At 54.3% G+C, this 19,303-nt stretch carries 16 protein-coding genes; 4 read left to right on the top strand and 12 right to left on the bottom strand.

The window, feature by feature from the left end:
• Window positions 1-30 precede the first annotated feature (30 nt).
• A complete protein-coding gene (locus ACCI51_RS16795) occupies window positions 31-3,588 on the bottom strand; it encodes an indolepyruvate ferredoxin oxidoreductase family protein (protein ID WP_371844602.1) in 3,558 nt (1,185 codons plus the stop codon).
• Window positions 3,589-3,865: 277 nt separating this feature from the next.
• Here ACCI51_RS16795 and ACCI51_RS16790 point away from each other — a divergent pair, with 277 nt between their 5' ends.
• Entirely contained in the window at window positions 3,866-4,336 is a 471-nt protein-coding gene (locus ACCI51_RS16790; protein ID WP_299585015.1) for an Lrp/AsnC family transcriptional regulator, read from the top strand.
• A gap of 50 nt (window positions 4,337-4,386) precedes the next feature.
• On the opposite strand, the gene ACCI51_RS16785 is transcribed toward ACCI51_RS16790, so the two are convergent.
• Window positions 4,387-4,893 carry a shikimate kinase gene (locus tag ACCI51_RS16785; RefSeq protein WP_299585017.1) on the bottom strand — a complete coding sequence of 169 codons (507 nt, stop codon included), beginning with the start codon at window positions 4,891-4,893 and terminating at the stop codon, window positions 4,387-4,389.
• Window positions 4,894-4,928: 35 nt separating this feature from the next.
• A complete protein-coding gene (locus ACCI51_RS16780; protein WP_371844601.1) occupies window positions 4,929-5,651 on the bottom strand; it encodes an acyltransferase in 723 nt (240 codons plus the stop codon).
• Window positions 5,652-5,757: 106 nt separating this feature from the next.
• Here ACCI51_RS16780 and ACCI51_RS16775 point away from each other — a divergent pair, with 106 nt between their 5' ends.
• Entirely contained in the window at window positions 5,758-6,375 is a 618-nt protein-coding gene (locus ACCI51_RS16775) for a class I SAM-dependent methyltransferase (protein WP_299585021.1), read from the top strand.
• Here the strand turns inward: ACCI51_RS16775 and ACCI51_RS16770 are convergent.
• The 8 genes from ACCI51_RS16770 to ACCI51_RS16735 form a co-directional block, all read right to left on the bottom strand.
• Window positions 6,304-7,419: a prenyltransferase/squalene oxidase repeat-containing protein gene (locus ACCI51_RS16770; protein ID WP_371844599.1), complete on the bottom strand. Its 1,116-nt coding sequence runs from the start codon at window positions 7,417-7,419 to the stop codon at window positions 6,304-6,306. The genes ACCI51_RS16775 and ACCI51_RS16770 overlap by 72 nt on opposite strands.
• Window positions 7,416-8,168 carry a class I SAM-dependent methyltransferase gene (locus ACCI51_RS16765; RefSeq protein WP_371844597.1) on the bottom strand — a complete coding sequence of 251 codons (753 nt, stop codon included), beginning with the start codon at window positions 8,166-8,168 and terminating at the stop codon, window positions 7,416-7,418. Before ACCI51_RS16765 ends, ACCI51_RS16770 begins: the two co-directional genes overlap by 4 nt.
• 1 nt (window position 8,169) lies before the next feature.
• Window positions 8,170-9,513 (bottom strand): glycosyltransferase family 4 protein, encoded by a 1,344-nt coding sequence (locus ACCI51_RS16760; RefSeq protein ID WP_371844595.1) that lies wholly within the window; start codon window positions 9,511-9,513, stop codon window positions 8,170-8,172.
• 583 nt (window positions 9,514-10,096) lie between these two features.
• Window positions 10,097-11,482: a glutamine synthetase family protein gene (locus tag ACCI51_RS16755; protein ID WP_299585029.1), complete on the bottom strand. Its 1,386-nt coding sequence runs from the start codon at window positions 11,480-11,482 to the stop codon at window positions 10,097-10,099.
• 122 nt (window positions 11,483-11,604) lie between these two features.
• The gene (locus tag ACCI51_RS16750) at window positions 11,605-12,954 is read right to left on the bottom strand and encodes an aspartate aminotransferase family protein (protein ID WP_371844593.1); all 1,350 of its coding nucleotides are present in this window, start codon (window positions 12,952-12,954) and stop codon (window positions 11,605-11,607) included.
• A gap of 347 nt (window positions 12,955-13,301) precedes the next feature.
• A complete protein-coding gene (locus tag ACCI51_RS16745) occupies window positions 13,302-13,967 on the bottom strand; it encodes a GntR family transcriptional regulator (RefSeq protein WP_371844591.1) in 666 nt (221 codons plus the stop codon).
• 2 nt (window positions 13,968-13,969) lie between these two features.
• Window positions 13,970-15,076: a hypothetical protein gene (locus ACCI51_RS16740; protein WP_371844590.1), complete on the bottom strand. Its 1,107-nt coding sequence runs from the start codon at window positions 15,074-15,076 to the stop codon at window positions 13,970-13,972.
• A gap of 65 nt (window positions 15,077-15,141) precedes the next feature.
• Entirely contained in the window at window positions 15,142-15,582 is a 441-nt protein-coding gene (locus ACCI51_RS16735) for a VOC family protein (RefSeq protein WP_371844588.1), read from the bottom strand.
• 75 nt (window positions 15,583-15,657) lie between these two features.
• On the opposite strand from ACCI51_RS16735, the gene ACCI51_RS16730 reads away from it, so the two are divergent.
• Both ACCI51_RS16730 and ACCI51_RS16725 read left to right on the top strand, forming a co-directional pair.
• Window positions 15,658-16,827: a hypothetical protein gene (locus ACCI51_RS16730; protein WP_371844587.1), complete on the top strand. Its 1,170-nt coding sequence runs from the start codon at window positions 15,658-15,660 to the stop codon at window positions 16,825-16,827.
• Between the two features lie 205 nt (window positions 16,828-17,032).
• Window positions 17,033-17,746, top strand: coding sequence for an SIMPL domain-containing protein (locus ACCI51_RS16725; protein WP_299585039.1), 714 nt, complete (start codon window positions 17,033-17,035; stop codon window positions 17,744-17,746).
• A gap of 107 nt (window positions 17,747-17,853) precedes the next feature.
• On the opposite strand, the gene ACCI51_RS16720 is transcribed toward ACCI51_RS16725, so the two are convergent.
• Window positions 17,854-19,215, bottom strand: a complete 1,362-nt coding sequence (locus ACCI51_RS16720) for a metal-dependent hydrolase family protein (RefSeq protein WP_371844586.1) — start codon at window positions 19,213-19,215, stop codon at window positions 17,854-17,856.
• Window positions 19,216-19,303 lie beyond the last annotated feature (88 nt).

Raw genomic sequence — 19,303 nt, 5'->3', positions numbered from 1 at the left:
AATCACCAAGAACGGCTACCGGAAAGCGATTTAGCCTACTTGCTGGGCTTTGGCCGGATCGAAAATTTCAACGTTTCGAGCTCGCTCGGTGTTATGCGCGGGGTTTTCAAAAAGGCTAAGCGCTTGCTCCCTCTGCTGCTTGGCCTCCAGCACATTGGCCTCCTTGATATGTCCGTAGCCTTTAATCGTCTCCGGGTAGCTGAGCAATTCAATAGCCGCCTGGTGATTTTGCTCGTTCAACCCACTCACTACCTTGTTAACCAGCTGTTCATACTCTGTAATCAAGGCCCGCTCCATTCGACGCTCGGCAGTATAGCCAAAAATATCCAGGGCTGTTCCGCGCAGGAACTTCAGCTTGGCCAGCAAGCTAAATGCTTTAAACATCCAGCCACCAAATTTCATTTTGCGGGGGCGCCCAAGTACCTTATCGAAACGCGCCAGCAGCGGCGGAGCCAGATTAAATTCGAGTTCAAAGTCCCCACTAAAATTTTCCTTTAGCGACTGGGTAAAACGACCATCCGTATAGAGGCGCGCCACTTCATACTCATCTTTGTAGGCGAGCAACTTGGCATAATTTCGCGCGACGACCTCAGCAAGCGCCTGGCCTCCTGGTACCCTGAGAGTCTCGGCGGTTTTTACCTTATCCACCAGCCCCTGATAATGCCTAGCCAACTGCTCATTTTGGTAGCCAGTCAGGTGTTCAATCCGGTGGGCCACCACTTCTTCGAGCCCCTGCGGTAAGGCCGCTGGCTTTCGGTCATGGGCAAGAAGACGATTCAAGACCTTGCGATCCGCAGCGGCTAGTCGCCCCGCGGCAAACCCTTGCTGGTTGGCCTCCACCGCTACGCCATTGAGCTTAATCGCCTGCAGCAGCGATTCCTCTGAGAGTGGCAGTAAGCCTTTTTGCCAAGCAAAGCCCAGCATGAATATATTGGCCGCAAGAGTATCACCCAACGCAGATTTGGTTAGACGATGGGCCTCGATGGAATCCAGTTCGCGAACTGCGTCGCTCAGTGTGTCGAGAACCGCTTGGGGGGAGTGGGCATCTTCACGCCCCAAAACAGTAGCGGCGGTTGGGCTCAGGTGAGTATTCACTACCGCGCGGCTATGGGTTTCATCCAGCTTGGCCAGACAGGCGGCAAGGTTGCCGGCAGCAATCAGATCACAAGCCATCAGCGCATCGGCGCGGCCGTCGGAAATCCGAACCGCCTGCAACGCATCGGGCTGGGCGGCAAAACGGATATGGGAATACACCGCGCCCCCTTTTTGCGCAAGGCCGGTCTGGTCGAGGGTACTGCAGGCTTTGCCTTCTATATGTGCAGCCATTGCCAATAGCGCACCAATCGTCACAACACCCGTACCACCAACTCCTGTTACCAGGAAGTTATAGGGTTCGCCAAGACCGGGAAGCTGCGGCGCCGGCAATTTATCCGCCTCTGTACGCAGCACATCGCCAACGCGTGCCCCCTTAGCCAGGCGGCCGCCTTTTACCGTCACAAACGAGGGACAGAAGCCATTGATACAGGACAGATCTTGGTTACAGCCGGTCTGGTTAACGCGGCGCTTGTCACCCAGGGTGGTAGAAACCTTTTCCACAGCGATACAGCTCGACTGCTGCACACAATCGCCACACCCCTCACAGACCAGTTCGTTGATATAGGGGCGCCCCTCCGCCTGCGGCAACAGCCCCCGTTTGCGCTTGCGGCGCAGCTCAGTGGCGCAGGTCTGGTCGTAAATAATGACTGTACAGCCTTCCACTTCACGCAGCTCTTCCATCACCGCCGGCATGTAATCCCTGTGGCGGATCTCCACTTCCGAGGGGAAGCTCAGAGCACCCTGATACTTATCCGGGTTATCCATTACCAGAACGACTTTTTCTACGCCCTCCGCCAGCACCTGACGGCAAATCATATCCGGTGCCAACTCTCCGTCGTGGGGCTGACCGCCCGTCATAGCCACGGCGTCGTTAAAGAGAATCTTGTAGGTGATATTCACCTTGGCGGCGACAGAAGCGCGAATCGCCAGGATACCCGAATGGAAATAGGTGCCATCCCCCAGGTTCACAAACACGTGTTTCTCATCAGTGAACGGTGCCTGGCCCACCCAATTGACGCCCTCGGCGCCCATTTGGGTAAAGGTGAAGGTCTCGCGATCCAGCCACTGGGCCATATAGTGGCAGCCGATACCGGCGAGGGCGCGACTACCCTCTGGGACCTTGGTAGAGCGATTATGGGGACAGCCAGCACAAAACATAGGCAGGCGCGACACACTGGAACCTGCTTGCTGAGCAATGCGCCGAGCCAGGGCATCGAGACGCATCAAGCGGTGTTGTCCGCGCTCGCCCAGCTTGTCCTGATCCAGGATCAGGCCCAATACCTGGGCAATAATAGCCGGGGACAGCTCTCCATAAGCCGGCATCAGAGGTTGGTCGTGCTCGTCCACTTTGCCGAGAATACGCGGGAAGTTAGGATCTTTAAGGTGTACGTTGTACAGCTCCTCTTTGAGCTGTACCTCCATCAGACTGCGCTTTTCCTCCAGCACCAGCAGGGTATCCAGGCCACGGGCAAACTCCTGAATACCGGGCACGTCGAGGGGATAGCTCATCCCAACTTTGAGGATCCGGATACCCAGCTGCCTGGCCTGCCCCTCATCAATACCCATATCCTCGAAAGCCTGCAACAGGTCCAAGTGAGCCTTGCCGGCAGTAACGATACCGAGGCTGGCCTGGGGGTTTTCCAGCACCACTTTATTCAACTTGTTAGCCCGGGCAAACGCCAGTGCCGCCGGACGCTTGTGGCGCCAAAGGCGCTCTTCCTGCTCAAGGGGATTATCTTGTTTGCGAATATTGAGGCCGCCCGTGGGGCGCTCGATCTCCGGGTAGTGAAACTGCACCCGCTGGGGATCCACTTCCACGGTGGCGGAGCTGTCCATATTTTCCGCCAAGGTAATCATTGCTACCCAACATCCACTAAAGCGGGAAAGCTCTAAGCCATAGTGGCCATAATCCAAAACCTCTTGCACTGTCGCGGGGTTCAACACCGGAATATGCATATCCACGAAAGCAAATTCTGACTGGCCCGGATAGGAAGAGGATTTACAGCCATGATCATCGCCGGCGACAATCAATGCGCCACCTTTTGGAGAGGAACCCGCAGCATTAGCGTGGCGGAAAGCGTCACAGGAGCGGTCTACACCGGGTGTCTTGCCGTACCAAATACCACAGACCCCATCCACTCGGGCCCCGTCGAACAAGCCAACTTGCTGGGAGCCCCACACAGCTGTGGCGGCCAGCTCCTCATTCACCCCAGGCTGGAAACGAATATTGTGTTGGTCCAGCAACTTCTTGGCCCGGGAGAGCTGTAAATCGTAACCACCTAAGGGGGAGCCGCGATAACCGGAAATAAAAGTCGCGGTATTCAGACCGCGGGATTGGTCCATGCGCATCTGGTCAATAGGCAGGCGCACCAGGGCCTGTATTCCCGAGAGGAGTACACGGCCTTTGAGAGTGGTATAGCGATCATCCAGTGATATTTGTTTCTTTACCTGGGGGTCCACCACGCGCTGGGGACTGGCTACTTTATCAGTCATACACCTAATTTCCGGTCATTTATTCTTCTCGAAACCCGGTTCGAGTTATGAGTCATTATTCTTCCGAATCACTTCACCGCATCAGCCAAGCGCACATTTTTTCACCACCCTGAAAAGTCTTTTGGCGGGGAATCACAAAAAGCTTTCAGCCTGAAACGGATTAGTCAGGTCATACTAGTTCGTTAAGCGCAACAGAGCATTGCTTTATTTACGTAAATGTGCGTAAATTTGTGATGAAAATCTCGATCGAGCTAATTTTTATAGGATAGGAGTCTTTATGAAGCGTTCGACAGACCTGGATGATTTTGACCGCAAGATTCTACGAGCGCTGCAGGAGAACGCCGATTATTCCATGGCGGAACTCGGAGACAAAGTTGGTCTCTCCCACACGCCCTGCTGGCGACGCATCAAGAGACTGGAGGCAGATGGCATTATTCGCGGCCGCGTCACTTTGCTGGACCCGCGAAAATTGGACCTAGGCGTCACCGTATACTGTTATGTGACCATCCACAACCACGATGAAGAATCCCTGAACAATTTTGAAACCGCAGTGCAGGATGTACAGGAGGTCGTTGAGTGCTATTCAACCAGTGGCGACAAAGACTACGTACTGCGTGTAGTAGTAGACAGCGTTGAGCACTATGAGCAACTGCTGAAGCGCTCACTGGTGCATTTGCCCAATGTCGCTTCAGTAAACTCCACTTTTGCCCTTAAGCAAGTAAAATATACTACCCAGTTACCGCTGTAGAGTAACGCAAATTCGAGCCCCCTATCTAAGGGGCTCAAAACCCTTAAAGACTATCCCTGCAACCTCTGCAGCAACTCATCCAGTGCCTGCTGTAAATCCAGTCCATCGCAGCTCAACGTAATATCTGCATATTTGCGGTACAGGGCCTGACGCTCGGCAAATAAATCCTCAAAACTCTGCTCCGGTGCCTTGGCTATCCCACGGCTTTCATAGTTGTGGATTCGCCGACGCAGCTCATCTGCGGAGCACTGCAAAAAAACAACCGTTCCCTGCTCGCGCAAATTGGCCATTCCCTCCGCGCTATACACCGCACTGCCCCCGGTGGAAACCACGTGCCTGGGCAACTGAGCAGTAGCGATGACTTCGCCCTCAATAGCTCGCAGATTGAGATAGTCACTATCCGCTATTATTTCCTGCAAAGTTTTACCCTCGCGGGCCTGGATCAACACATCGGTATCAATAAAATCCAGGGCCAATTCCTTTGCCAGTAGAACGCCCAGAGTGCTCTTCCCGGCACCGGGCATACCGATCAGAATAATACTTTTTATTTTTTTCATCAGCTCACCTGTCCACAGGGAAAACGGGCCGGCCTTTAATCGCCGCGCCGGGGAAACAGTAACGCACGCAGCCAGCCGAGCAAACTATTGTCTTTCAACATTAATTTATCCAGTTCATCCATATTATGCGCCTGGCGAAAAGCATCGGCAAAGAGCGCCGCGCGGGTAATCATTCTCCGCTTGGGGTTAAGTGTTTTTACCGGCTTAGCCGGATTTCCGGCCACTACCGTATTTGCCGGCACATCTTTGGTGACAACACTGCCCGCGCCGACAACGGAATTGTCTCCGATGCTTACCCCCTTACAAATCGTCGCGCTATCACCAATCCAGACATTGTTGCCGAGGCACACGGGTGCAGTACAACGAAAAGGTCTGGTGCGATTGTAGAGGCCGTGCCAATCGGAGTCGGAAATATAGACATTGGCCGCAATCATACAGGCATCACCAATTTCAATAGACTGCGCCGCTGAAATACGCACCCCAGGAGAAATCAATACATAGTCCCCAACGGTAATAAAAGCCTCGCCGCCCTTGTGCCCGAAAGTTGTAAAACGGATACATTTTTCCGCATTGGAAATCAGGTGGGGATAATTACCCAGGCGAACATTACTCCCAAATACGTGTACCGAAGTGGGGTCCATAACCTCTGGTTCGACACCAATGGCATCAAACTGTGGAATCAGAAAATAGTTTGTCCGCCAGTTGCGCCAACGTAACTGCAGGCGCTTTAGCCAGTAAGGCCTATGATCCTTGCGCATAGTTAACTTCTATTTGTTTAGGCACGCTGCCCCTATAAAATCGCAATTGCTTTTGTGCAAGCCCCGGTTTAGTGTTTCGGTCAAGTAAAAAAGCAAGCAGTAAACTATGTCCATTCATTTGCCCATCGATATCCGAGCCATCAAGGGATTCCTCGCCGCCCACGAGGGGGAGGCCCTCTACCATCTCGCCGCAGAGGCCAGCAGTCTTGGCCCCTGCCTCGAAGTAGGTAGCTACTGCGGCAAATCCACCATTTACCTGGCCTCAGCCTGCAAACTGACCGACAGCGTTGTGTTTGCCGTAGATCACCATCGCGGTTCTGAGGAACACCAGCCGGGCGAGGAGTATCACGATCCAGCCCTGTTTGACCAACAGGTGAAACTCATGGACAGCTTCCGGACTTTTCGCACTAATATGCGTGCGGCAGAACTGGAAGATTGGGTTGTGCCGGTGGTTGCCTCTTCAGCAGTGGCCGCACGCCACTGGAATACCCCTCTGGGGCTGGTATTTATTGACGGTGGTCACTCACTGGAGGCCGCAATGACTGATTACCGCAGCTGGTCTCGACACATAGTCCCAGGTGGCTACCTGGCCATTCACGATATTTTCCCCGACCCGGCCGATGGCGGCCAGGCCCCCTACGATATTTACAAACTAGCCTTGGCTTCCGCTCAGTTCGAGCTGGTCGAAACAGTCGACACCCTGGGCATCCTGCGCCGTATCTGACAACAGGCGCACCGAGGTAAACAGTCCGCTCGCCGGTGTCAGGTCGGCGAGCGCATCTGCCGCAAGCAGCATCGCTCCCACCGTCCAGGTGGTTTTTTCTTCCGGCCAAACCGCTTCATCCCGGTAGACATACCCGGTCCAGTAACCTCCGTCGCTGTCCTGCCAGCGATGTAGACCTCGATAAATAATCTCGGCTCGCGTCCGCTGTCCGGAAGCGAGTAATGCCATGGTCAACTCGCAAGACTCCGCCACAGTCACCCAGGGTTCATCGTTGACACAGCGACACCCCAAGCCGGTCACTACAAATTCGTCCCAACGCTGCTGTATACGCGCACGAGCCGCTTCACCGGAAATTGCACCCGTCAGAACCGGATAAAACCAGTCCATGGAAAAACGCGCTTTACTCTCCCAGGTGCGATCAAAGCGCTCAGGCTTGTGCTGTAGGGCCTCACCAAGAGCTGAGCGCCCCCGCTGCCACTCCGGTCGTGCACAATCCAGCTCGCAGGCAATATTGATTGCACACTCAAGGCTTTTGTAAACCGAGGCGCACCCGGTAATAAGAGCATCTTCTCTAGGCTTTCCATCGGCATCCACGGCCCAGTGGATTTCCCCATGTTCTGTCTGCAGCCCCAGCACAAAATCGATAGCGCGCTCCACCATTTGCCAGTATCGCTGCAGAAACTTCTTGTCCCCGCTGATCAAGTAGTAGTGCCAGATACCGGTGGCCACATAGGCGACAAAATTGGTTTCCCGACGCTCGCCGTTATCGACCGCTCCATTTTTATAAGCCGCCCACCAGCTGCCATCGGCCAATTGGATATCTGCCAACCAGCGATAGGCTCTTTCCGCGGCCGCAAACTCACCGGCAATGGCCAGCCCCATAGCCGCCTCAACATGATCCCAAGGATCGGCAAAGTGCCCCTCAAACCAGGGAATAGAACCATCGGGCAATTGCTGGGAGAGGATATAGGCGGCACTATCGCGCACAAAACCAGAGGGAAACAGACTGGTACTCTTTACCTGCGGTATCGCCAAATCACTCACGACCTCACCTCCCCTGCCAGCCGCAGCGATTCCGACGCTTTCTGCTCCGCCTTTACAAAATAAAGGGCAATACTCTTGCCCAACAGCGGATTTAATAGTTTTTCCGCCACGCGAGTGAGCGCAGGTCGCTTCATCAAATCCCATACCAGCAGACGGTGATAGGCCGCCACAAGACGGGAGTTGGGCTTGTTCCAGAACAGACACTTCAACCACCAGTAGGGTGCGTGCAGAGCATGGGCCTTATGGCGGGCAAAATGATGATGCCCCAAAGCTTCAATGCTCTGGCGCAATTCACGCTCGCGAAAAATACGGATATGCCCACCCTCCACCTGATGGTATTCGTCACTGAGCTTCCAGCATATCCACTCGGGGAAGTACGCAGGCACCGTGGCGGCAAATACGCCCGCAGGCTTCAGCACCCGGTCAATTTCCGCTAGGACGGCCTTGAATTCAGGGATATGTTCCAGCACCTCGGAACAGATCACCACATCGAAGGTGGCATCGGCAAATGGCAACTGCAAGCCATTGGCAACCCCGAGTAGTAGGCGCCCTTTGGCGTGTTCTGGACTATTAAACGGTTCTGCGCGCTCACTGGCAGTACGCACATCATCGAGACACAGATCGATACCGTAGACATCGACGTCATCAGTGATCATTAAATGGATAGAGTGGCGCCCTTCGCCACACCCCAAATCGAGCACCTTTTGCCCAGAACAAAGGTTTAAATTTCGTGGATTAACAGTAATCATCTCAAGCCGCCTCCGCGCCGCTAACCCCGGCATCACCCAGATCCTGCCGGGTGCTACTCGGCGCGGTGGACTCCCCAAGTATGGCGCGGTAGTAAGCCACCAGGCTCGCCGCGGCCAAACTCCAGGAGAACTTATTCTCGATACGTGCCCTGCCCCGAGCGCTCAGCTCTGTCTGCAGCGCTTTATCCGCAAGCACGCGGCCGAGAGCCTCGCCCAATGCCTCACTGTCACCGGCTGACACAACGATACCGGCATCACCGACAACCTCCGGCAGCGCACCGCCATCGCTGGAGATCACCGGAGCCCCACAGGCCATAGCTTCACCCGCCGGGAGGCCAAACCCCTCGTACAGTGACGGACAGGCAACTACGGTGGCGCTGCGGTAATAATTCACCAGTGCTTCGTTGGAAATACCAGAGACAAACCGCACCGCATCCTGCAGATTCAGTTTTTGCAGTAGCTTTTCCGTAGCACCACCCTCGCGCAAACGCCCGACTACCAGCAATTCCAGGCCGGGGAACTTCCCGCGCAAACTGGCCAGAGCCTGCAGCAGTATTCCCAGTCCCTTGAGAGGCTGATCCGCAGACGAGGTTGTCATTATGCGCAATGGTTTACGGCTTACCGTATCGCTTGGACTAAATATTTCCGTATCGATACCGTTGTAAATCAGGTGCACCTGTTCTGGCGCCACTCCAAACTGCTCGATGATATCCCGCTCTGACTGGCGCGAAACCGTCACAATGTGACGCAACTTTCTCGAGACTTTAATCTGCATATTCAGAAAGTAATGCCAACGGCGCACTAATAGACGAAGGCGCCAGTCTGGGGCCGCATCTAGGGCCAGCTGGCGATCGCGAGTAATAGGATGGTGAATGGTGGCGACAACCGGTAAACCACTGCGCTCGATATCTAGCAAGCCATAACAAAGGGACTGATTATCGTGAACGATATCGTAATGGTGGCCGTGTTGACGCAGGTATTTATGCGCCCGACGACCAAACGTGTAGGGCTCGGCAAAACCGCCTGTCAGCTTACTCCACCACTCGAAAAAATCCGCCCAGGAAAGTAGATGCTTAACCTTGAGCGCCCGAGTCGGCTTTTCTACTTCATAAAGGTTGAGTCCGGGCATCTTGATGAGCTTGACTCGTTCATCAAGCTCAGGATAGGGCTGGCCGGATATGACATCCACGGAATGGCCAGCATCAACCAGTGCCTTACTCAAATAGCGGAGGTAAATTCCCTGGCCACCACTGTGCGGGTGGCTGCGATAACCGAGTAGGCATATTTTTAGTGGCCGTGCCTCGCCAGCCATTGGACCGTCTGCACAATTTCCCAAGGCGGTCATAGATTCCCCATCTGCTTGTTCTGAGACCCACATACATTAATCAAAAAGGCAGCGCCGAGCTGTAATGCCAGGCTGTGGCAGTCGACCAATCCGGGGCCCTACGCTGGTAAAGCGGAAGAATACACTGGCGGGGAAATGACTGCTAGGCAGAAGCAATCCACACTATTGGCCAGTGTGACCTCCTTGTGGCTTCACAGGCCAAATAAAAATGCGGCCCCTGCAGGCTTGATTGAGCCTTCAATGAAAACTGGCGCAAATCGACGAAGTGGCTGTTGTTTCTTCGCCCCGCATCCGACTAGCCCAACAGCTGGCAGCCGATGATACCGGAAGAGAAAAGTAACAACTGGTTTTTACGCTGGGAGAGATAGGAATTCTGCCAAAAATGGCAGTAGTGTTTTTTGCTTACCGGAACAAAAAAATGCCCGCCAGATGGCGGGCCAGGTTTCTCGAACACACTTTCAGGAGGAGAGTTTCAAGCACGTTACGCACTTAAATTTAGGTATAGCAGAGTATTGCCACCCTCCAGCGCCCCTGTCGTAAAAGCCTTTCAATATTTAGAACGCCCTCGCCACAGAGAACCACCTCAGACCCGGTGTAAATAACTCTGATACTCCACATCGGTCACCCGCGCACCAATTTCCGCCTGCTCCTGACGTTTCAACAAAAGGAATAACTCGATAAAACGCGGATCGAGGTATTCGCGCCACAAGGTGCTCTTTTCAAAGCATTCAAGGGCACCGCTCCAGGTGTTAGTCAACTGTGCACTTTGCGCCTGATAGGCATCACCTTCCACCGGAGCGGGAGCTTGTAACTGATTTTCAAGACCGTGACAAACCCCGGCAAGAATACCCGCTAACACCAGATAAGGATTTACATCGGCACCGGCAATACGGTGCTCGATGCGACGCGCCTCGGGGTTACTGGCGGGAACCCGCAATGTGGTGGTCCGATTATCGTAACCCCAGCAAAGATTCAATGGCGCGTGGGAGCCCTCCTGGAAACGGCGATAGGAATTGCTGTGCGGCGCGAAAAATGCCATTGCATCATTGGCAGTTGCCAACATGCCCGCGGCCGCCTGACGCAACAAATCTGAGCCCTCCGCACTGCCGTCGTCAAAAACATTTTTGCCTGCGCCATCAATCAGGCTCATATGCACATGCATACCGTTGCCAGCCTGATCACCGAAGGGCTTGGCCATGGTACTCACACGGAAACCATGGCTGCGTGCCACCCCTTTCAGTAGGCGCTTGAACAACAGAGTTTGGTCTGCAACCTTGACGGGATCGGGGCTATGCAACAGGTTAATTTCAAATTGACCGGGCGCACACTCGGAGAGCACCGAATCCGCAGGGATACCCTGCTCCTCACAGGCAGCCCGTACATCGGCAAAAAAGTGGCGCTGTGCATTCAGCTCTGACAGGTCGTATACATCGGTAGAGGGTACCAGTTCCGTATCGTTGTCACTCACTGGACGTGGACGCGCCAAATGGTCCACTTCATCACGCAACAAGTAGAATTCCAGCTCAGTAGCACAAACTGCGGTGTAACCAAGTTTCTGCAATCTACTCACCACGCGCTGTAGTTGCGCGCGCGGGTCGGCATAAAGAAGAGAGCCGTCGGCCTCGTGCAACTGCATATGCAGCTGTGCCGTCTCCTCACGATGCCAGGGCGCGAGGCTGACCGGCGAAACCGGCAGGCAAACCCCGTCGCTATCACCACTGGCAAACACCAGGGGGCTATCTTCAATATCCCGCCCCCAGATATCCAGGCTAACCGCACTGCGCGGCATTTGCAGACTGCCCTTGAGCAGTTTCTCTGCCGCCTCTGCTGGCAACCACTTGCCCCGAGGCACGCCATTGATATCGAATATAAAGCCTTCGATCCACTTTAGGTCTGGGTGCTCTGAGAGAAATTTGCGCGACTGCTCCAGCAGCTCCGGCTGAGCGGAAAATTCTTTTTCTTGTGACATATATAGCCTGAGGTAGTCCAGTCAAATCGCAGAAGCGGCCCCGATCCACCGACCGCATCCGCCGAGGGCAGATAGTGGTTGGCCGCTTAGAGCCGCTTCCAACAAGGGGGTAAGACCCGAGTTTACGCCAGAGCTTTGGCCGTGTCGTCCAGCGCGCGATGCGCTTTTTCAACCAGCTCATCCACCTGCTCGGTCGTAATAATCAGTGGCGGTGCAATCACCATTGCATCACCGACGGCACGCATGACCAATCCGTGCTTGATGCTCAGGTCGCGGCACACGCTACCGGCGGTGCAGTCGTCATCAAAGCGGGCGCGGCTGCCCTTGTCTTTCACCAATTCCAGGGCACCAACCATACCCAGGCTGCGCGCTTCACCGACAATTGGATGCTCCGCCAGCTCAGCCCAGCGCTTGGCCAGGTAGGGGCCGGTCACATCGCGCACATTCTCGATGATTTTCTCATTGCGCAGGATATTGATAGTCGCCAGACCCGCCATACAGGCCGCCGGGTGGGCGGAGTAGGTATAGCCGTGGGTGAACTCACCGCCTTTGCTCTTGATCACCTCAGCGACACGGTCACTCACCATAGTGCCGCCCAGGGGGAAGTACCCATTAGTGACCGCTTTGGCGAAAGTCATCAGATCGGGCTTGATACCGTAGTAATCAGCGCCGAACCACTCCCCGGTGCGGCCAAAGCCGAAGATGACTTCGTCCATCACCAGCAGGATATCGTATTGCTCCAAGACCTTCTTCACTTCCGGCCAATAGGTTTCCGGTGGAATCACCACACCTCCGGCACCCTGAATCGGCTCGGCGATAAAGGCGGCGACTTTTTCCGGGCCCAGTTCCTGGATTTTTTCATCGAGGCTGCGCGCCGCCTGGATACCAAACTCTTCCGGGGACATATCACCGCCCTCGGCAAACCAGTAAGGCTGCTGCACGTGCTCAATATAATCCAGCGGCTGGAATTGCTTGTGCATACCGCTCATACCACCCAGACTGGCTCCGGCAATCGTGGAGCCGTGGTAACCGTTCTTGCGGGAGATCACAATGCGCTTTTCGGCTTTATCTTGCAGGTCCCAGAAACGACGGATCAAACGTAAATTTGTGTCGTTCGCCTCGGAACCTGAACCGGTGAAGAACACATTGTTCATGTGCGCCGGAGTTACCTCTGCCAGGGCATCAGCCAGCTCGATAGATGGCACCGTGGTGCACTGGAAGAAGCTGTTGTAAAACGGCAGTGTATTTAACTGCTGGTAGATGGCGTCACTAATCTCTTTGCGACTGTAACCCAGGTTACAGCACCACAAGCCGGACATACCGTCGAGCAAACGGGTGCCATCAATGTCGGTGATATAAGCGCCTTCGGCACGAGTGATCACGCGGGTGCCCTGTTGCCCCAAATCATTGAAGTCAGTAAAGGGGTGCAGCAGGTGCTCGCGATCGTGTTGTTGCAGCTCACTTTTGTTCATATTTCGCTCCTGGCTTTGCTCTGGGGCTCTCCATAGCTGCGGACAAGGAATCCCCGCATGCATCGAATGAATAGTCCCGCAATTTGTCTTTCACCCCATACGCTGCCTACACGCAGACATTAGGGGTGCCGCATTGCTTTCAAAATTTGTGATCACATTCTAGTGGTGAGACTCACGAAAGCGCAAGATCTATCTATGCCTCAGAACAACAATAGGGTCAGCGGAGCCACTTCCCCCGAGCAAACTGAGCAGCCTTGATACGCTTCTGAAGGGGAGATAATCCCACACCGGGATGGCACGGGACTTATTCAAACGAATCTGAGAGACAAGAGGCCGAGATCAGGGAGTTAATGAAGCTCCTCGGCAGAGATGGAGCCGAGCCCCTCCTCAATATCCTGGCGAATAGCTTGGCGCACTCTTCCTACATCCCCATCGGCCATACCCTCGAGTAGGTCTTCGTGGCGATCCGGCAGTTCCTGCACACCAAAACGCTGGAATACCAGGTGCTGCAGAGGGGCAGTTTGCAGCCAGAGACTCTCAATCAGGGAGAGAATGATATGGGGACGCCCCAGGCGATAAAGCGTAAAGTGGAAGTCGAGATTGGCAGTCACATACTGCTCGATGTTTTTTTGCTGTAGTGCAGCGGTTACCCGCCCATCCAGCTCTCGCAGCTGCTCAAACTCTCCCTTTCCTACAAAAGGCAGGGCTTGCTCTGCGGCCTGGCACTCGAGCGCAACCCTAGCCGCACAGATCTCTGCGAGCTTCTCTGGGGTCATGGTGGGCACAGTGACACGACGGGTATCGGAAAGCTCCAACGCCCGCTCAGAAGTTAGCCGCCGCAGGGCCTCGCGTACCGGCATGGGGCTGCAGTGCAGTTCTGCCGCCAGGCCGCGAATGGTGATGGCATGCCCCGGCAGAAACTTACCGCGCAGGATGGCATCGCGCACCTGGAAGTAAACGCGTTCCTGGGTCGTGCGAAATTCCTCTTGGGGAGGGCTAAATTCCAATGCCATCTTCACGCGGCCCCAACCTGTTGCAACTTGTGGGGCAGCTCATCAGAACCTACTTCAATCAGATAATCGGCCACACGGCCTGACTGCCAGATTTCATGGAAGTCCTCGGCCACCTGCCGACTCAAATCCACCACTTTGTTCCAGTAGCGCACTCGCTCATCCTGATTCAACTTATAAAAGTCATTGCGGTCCGGTATCTTGCCAAATGGGAGTTTTGCAACAAACCCAGGAGATGGTGCGATCAGCAGTGCAGAGGCCATGGCATCACCGCGCACCCGCCGCCAGGACAACCCTTTATCGAACCATCCGGGCACCATAAATGGGAAGAAGTGGGGGTAAAGCACAAGACCCGGTGGGTGCTTAAAGCGCAGATCAAAGTGGTAGTCGGTAATGCCCCCATCGCGATAGTTGCCCTGTGGCGCACCAGCAGGATTCTGAACACCGGCCATCACCAGTGGAATAGAGCCACTGGCTAAAACTGCTGCGCAGACGTTTTGTCTGGTGAGCGGCGAATTGACTGTGCTCAGATTATCGAACGCCACCGCAGCTTGCTCCTGCGAGTGAAACACCACTCTCTCCCAAAAGGCTTTCAGGCTGCGCCTGGAAAACGCATTAGCGAGCGCCGATGTAAAGAGAGCCGGTGCCAGTAGGGCCCACCGCTCACTCGCGAGAGGACCACGTCCTCGCACCGTGACAAAATGACTGTGCCACAGAGGATTTTCCGCCACCTCACTCGCGCCACGCTCACCCAATACCTCAAGCAGAATAGCCTCCCCCGCCGCGGTGATTTCCGCGGGAGTGGGCTTTGAAGTGCCATAACTCTGATGGATATAACCATACTCCAGGCGCTCCAGTGCTGCCAGAGGCGCCTGCATGGCATAGCACATGTTGCGAAAACTACCGATGGAAGAGCCCAGTGTCGCCATAGGTTCGCAACGGCCTTTAAAAAACTCCCCCATCAGCACACGATCCAACTGACTGAGAACCAGCCATTTAGGACCGCCGGAGGCCCCCAGCAAAGTGGAAAACTGCTCCTGGTGCAATCCTTCCTCGCGAATCCTGCGCGCCGCAACAGCACCGGCCAGCAAAATGCAACTGCTGTTCTTCACATAATTTCCTTAAAAGGTTTGCCTACAGGCCAAAAATAAAAATATTGAGAGCTTCCCTGGAAAACTTACCACTCGCCAGTATTTTCCATCGACTGCCAAGGTTCCTTTGGCTCCATAGGCTCGCCATCTTGCAATAGTTCAATCGAAATGCCATCGGGTGAGCGGAAAAAGGCCATATGGCCATCGCGGGGTGGGCGGTTTATGGTGACCCCCGCGTCCATCATGCGCTGGCAAACAGCGTAAATATCATTAACGCCATAGGCCAAATGGCCAAAGTTGCGCCCGCTGTCATAGGATTCCGGATCCCAGTTGTAGGTGAGCTCCAATGTAGGCGCTTTTTTCTCGCGAGCGGCATCAACATCCTCTGGTGCAGCCAGGTATACCAGGGTGAAGCGCCCCTTGTCATAATCATTGCGGCTCATCACCTGTAAACCGAGTTTTTCACAGTAAAATTTTAAAGATTCTTCCAGGTTGGCCACACGGACCATTGTGTGCAGATATCTCACTCTCTACTCCTTCCTGTTGCCAGGATCTACAATCGCGGAATAATAAATAATTCAGCTTCGCCCGGCGAAAAGCAAATGTATAAAAAATTCTATCGAGCATTTTCACAGGCGCCCAGTGGCAGCCCATCTTCCATGCTGCACATGGCCTGCCACTCACACCACTACTGGCCCGATGTTACTCTGGAGGCAACCAGGCAGTACTGGCATGATGCCGCGCTGCTCGCCGATGAAAAGTGGGGGCCTATTTTCCAAGAGAAAATACCGTCCTGGCAAAGCGCTGTCGCACAGACACTGAATCTGCCGGATGCCGGTCAAATCGCCATCGCCCCGAACACCCACGAACTGGTTTACCGGCTAATTAGCACCTTCAATCCCAGCGAACCGCTGCATATCCTCACAACCGATGGGGAATTCTACAGTTTCACACACCAACTGCGGAGGCTGGAAGAACTCCCCAATGTACGGGTGACGCGTATCCCCAGGGCGCCTTACGCCACACTGGCCGAGCGCTTCGAACGGGAATTACATGCTCAAGACTACCAACTGGCCTATGCCAGCTGGGTGTTCTTCGACGCCGGCGTAGTATTTCCAGAGCTCGTGCGCATCGCCGAGCAAAAACCAGAGAAAACCCAATTTGTAATCGACGGCTATCACGGGTTTTTCGCCCTCCCTATCGACTTGAGCAGGATTGCCGATAAGGCTTTTTTTACCGCCGGCTCCTACAAATACTTGGGCGCCGGTGAGGGGATGTGTTTTATGAGTGTACCCCGCCACTGCAGCCTGCGCCCCCTAAACACCGGCTGGTTCGCTGAGATTGCAGCGCTTGACAACCGCTCCGGCAAGGTCGGTTATGCGGACAACTGGCTCAGGTTTGCGGGAGCCACCATGGACTACTCCTGCCTTTACAAGGGTCTGGCAATTTTTGACTTGTTTCGGCGTGAAGGCATTACCGTTAATAAGATCCACCGCTTTGTGCTCGCCGCTCAGCGACGATTCCTGCACAGCATGGACAATGCCGACCACCCTATCCTCAATCGGAAACATTTAATCCACCACGACCTAGAGCAGGGCCATGGGCACTTTTTCACATTTGACTGTCAGAGTGCCGAAAATGCTGGGAGACTGCAAAGTGAGCTGAAAACCCGTGCTGTTTTATGCGACAAACGCCAGCAACTATTGCGGCTAGGTTTTGCCATCTACCACGACCAAGATGAAACTTACCAGCAGGTGTTCGGCTCTGAATAGCACTTTAAAGAAGAAAGGTTTCATTTGGACGCTGGAGGGTCACCTCTATTGCCAACCTCAACAGGATCACAGCCCTATAGCACAACCGGTGAATCCGTTATGCTGAAATACTTGCTCAGCTGCGGTTCAGATACACGCTGATAGCATTTTGGCACATGATGCATTGCTATATTGCCAACCCCATAGCGATAGATAAGGAAAAATTATGAAGTTCGTTAAACTCTCCACCGTTACACTGCTCGCCTTACTGGTTACCGCCTGTGACAACGGCCAGATACCCTCCGAGCGCGGCACACTTGTTTCTATCGCAGCCGAAGGAGAAGCCCGTCAGACTCCCGATGTCGCCAATCTCTCTGTCGGTGTGGTAACCGAAGCCGAAGATAGCAAAAAAGCCATGCGTAACAATGCCGCGCAGATGGAGTCATTACTAAAAGCCATTAAAAAAGCCGGTATTGCCAAGAAAGATATCCAAACCAGTGGTGTGAGCCTCTCCCCCCGTTATCACTACCAAAAAAACCAGAAACCTCAAATTGTTGGTTATACCGCACGCAACACCGTCAGCATCAAGGTGCGTAAATTGGATGAGCTGGGTGGAGTACTGGATGATCTAACAACCGCCGGCGCCAACCAAATCAACGGCCCCAGCTTTGAGATTGGCGAACCCGGCCCCGTTAAAGCCGAGGCCCGAGAAAAAGCATTGCTGGACGCCCAGGAGCGCGCGACCATTTACGCAAAAGCGCTGGGCATGAAGGTGCGTCGGATTGTCAGTATCTCTGAGCAGGGTAGTGGCGGCATACCCCGCCCAATGATGCTGCGTGGCCAGATGGAATCAATGAAAGAAAGCGCCTCAACGCCGATCGCCCCCGGTGAAACCACCCTCTCGGTCAACCTGGACCTGGTATTTGAGCTAGAAAAATAGGCACTTTGTACCGGCCTCGCGAGGTAACACGCGAGGCCGCTGCCCCTTGTAAACCCGCCTTAGCGTCTCGAATTGAGTCTTTAGAACACCGCCTTCAAGTTTACCGCTCAGCCATTGGTATCCGCTTCCAGAAATACTTCGACGGCCGGCTCACTGGGCGCCCTGAAAATCTTCCCCTCTTTCATCACAAACTGCACACGCTGTAACTCAGAGATATCCTCCAATGGGTCACCCGCTACCGCAATAATATCGGCAAGTTTACCTTCACTGATGCTCCCCAGCTCGTCCTGCACCTGCAATAACTCTGCAGCATTCCAGGTCGCCGAGCGGATCGCATCGGCCGGCGTCATACCGCCCTGCACCATCAGAACAAATTCCCGTGCATTTTCACCATGTCGAGTCACCCCGGTATCGGTACCAAACGCGATGTTGACTCCACGCTTATAGGCCTTGGAAAAAGTTTCCTGCATCAATGGCCCCATAGTGGCCGCTTTAGGACGCACGATTTCCGGCAAAAAACCTTCAATGGCAGATTTCTCCGTTACCCACTCACCGGCCATCAACGTCGGAACGAACCAGGTTTTATTCCGGCGCATCAAGTCCATAACCTCTTCATCCATATAAGTGCCGTGCTCAATAGAGTCTACCCCGGCACGAATGGCCCGGATCATCCCTTCTCTTCCGTGCGCATGTACCGCCACAGTAAAACCGTAGTCCTTAGCGGTGGAGACAATTGCTTCCAGCTCATCGTGCATAAACTGTGGGTTTTGCCCGCTTTTAGCCACACTCAGCACCCCGCCAGTAGCGGTGATTTTGATCAGATCGGCACCATCTTTATAGCGCTGGCGTATCGCCTTGCGCGCGGAAATAGGCCCATCGACAACACCGTCAACGGGGCCGGGATTCCCAACCAAATCCTGGCGACGGCCATTGGTGGGATCGGCATGACCACCGGTGGTGGCAATGGATTTACCCGCGGTGTAAATCCTCGGCCCCTCAATTGTGCCCGCCTCGATGGCATGGCGCAGGCTCACGGTAACATTGTCGTGGTCACCCAAATTGCGAATCGTGGTAAAGCCCGCTTGTAGGGTGCGGCTGGCAGCATCGACTCCGCGCAAGGCGAAATCCGCCGGGTTCCAGGTATAGGATTCCATATAAGCGCTAGGGCCGAATTCGTAGGTCAAATGGCTGTGCATATCCATCAGCCCAGGCAATACCGTGAAATTGCGCAAATCGACCAAAGCCTCGCGGTCGCGCTTAGCAAACCCTTTTTGCACCGACTCAATACGCCCATCCACAATGTGGATAGTGCGATTCTCCAACAACTTTCCATTACTACTATTGAAAAGCTTACCCGCATAAATAGCCAACTCTTCTGCCGAAGCCAACTGGCAAAAAAATCCGATAAAAACCGCCAGAGCGGTGGCTGCACGGCGAAAGAAGCAGCTTCTCTTGGTACTTGTTGTCATTGTCGTCACCGGTAAGTCTCTCTTAGATTGGTATCGTTTTTATTGAAAGTTCCCCAATTTACCGCAATCGCCAAGGCGAGAGGAAGCC

The sequence above is a fragment of the Microbulbifer echini genome, assembly GCF_041447225.1.
GTDB classification, from domain to species: Bacteria; Pseudomonadota; Gammaproteobacteria; order Pseudomonadales; family Cellvibrionaceae; genus Microbulbifer; species Microbulbifer echini.
The sequence above is the reverse complement of the archived record's forward strand: the minus strand, read 5'-3'. Positions and strand labels throughout refer to the sequence as shown.

Coding starts and splice junctions, on each gene's coding strand:
- ACCI51_RS16795 (WP_371844602.1), bottom strand. CDS start 3,588: ATGACTGATAAAGTAGCCAGTCCCCAGCGCGTGGTGGACCCCCAGGTA.
- ACCI51_RS16790 (WP_299585015.1), top strand. CDS start 3,866: ATGAAGCGTTCGACAGACCTGGATGATTTTGACCGCAAGATTCTACGA.
- ACCI51_RS16785 (WP_299585017.1), bottom strand. CDS start 4,893: ATGAAAAAAATAAAAAGTATTATTCTGATCGGTATGCCCGGTGCCGGG.
- ACCI51_RS16780 (WP_371844601.1), bottom strand. CDS start 5,651: ATGCGCAAGGATCATAGGCCTTACTGGCTAAAGCGCCTGCAGTTACGT.
- ACCI51_RS16775 (WP_299585021.1), top strand. CDS start 5,758: ATGTCCATTCATTTGCCCATCGATATCCGAGCCATCAAGGGATTCCTC.
- ACCI51_RS16765 (WP_371844597.1), bottom strand. CDS start 8,168: ATGATTACTGTTAATCCACGAAATTTAAACCTTTGTTCTGGGCAAAAG.
- ACCI51_RS16760 (WP_371844595.1), bottom strand. CDS start 9,513: ATGACCGCCTTGGGAAATTGTGCAGACGGTCCAATGGCTGGCGAGGCA.
- ACCI51_RS16755 (WP_299585029.1), bottom strand. CDS start 11,482: ATGTCACAAGAAAAAGAATTTTCCGCTCAGCCGGAGCTGCTGGAGCAG.
- ACCI51_RS16750 (WP_371844593.1), bottom strand. CDS start 12,954: ATGAACAAAAGTGAGCTGCAACAACACGATCGCGAGCACCTGCTGCAC.
- ACCI51_RS16745 (WP_371844591.1), bottom strand. CDS start 13,967: ATGGCATTGGAATTTAGCCCTCCCCAAGAGGAATTTCGCACGACCCAG.
- ACCI51_RS16730 (WP_371844587.1), top strand. CDS start 15,658: ATGTATAAAAAATTCTATCGAGCATTTTCACAGGCGCCCAGTGGCAGC.
- ACCI51_RS16725 (WP_299585039.1), top strand. CDS start 17,033: ATGAAGTTCGTTAAACTCTCCACCGTTACACTGCTCGCCTTACTGGTT.
- ACCI51_RS16720 (WP_371844586.1), bottom strand. CDS start 19,215: ATGACAACAAGTACCAAGAGAAGCTGCTTCTTTCGCCGTGCAGCCACC.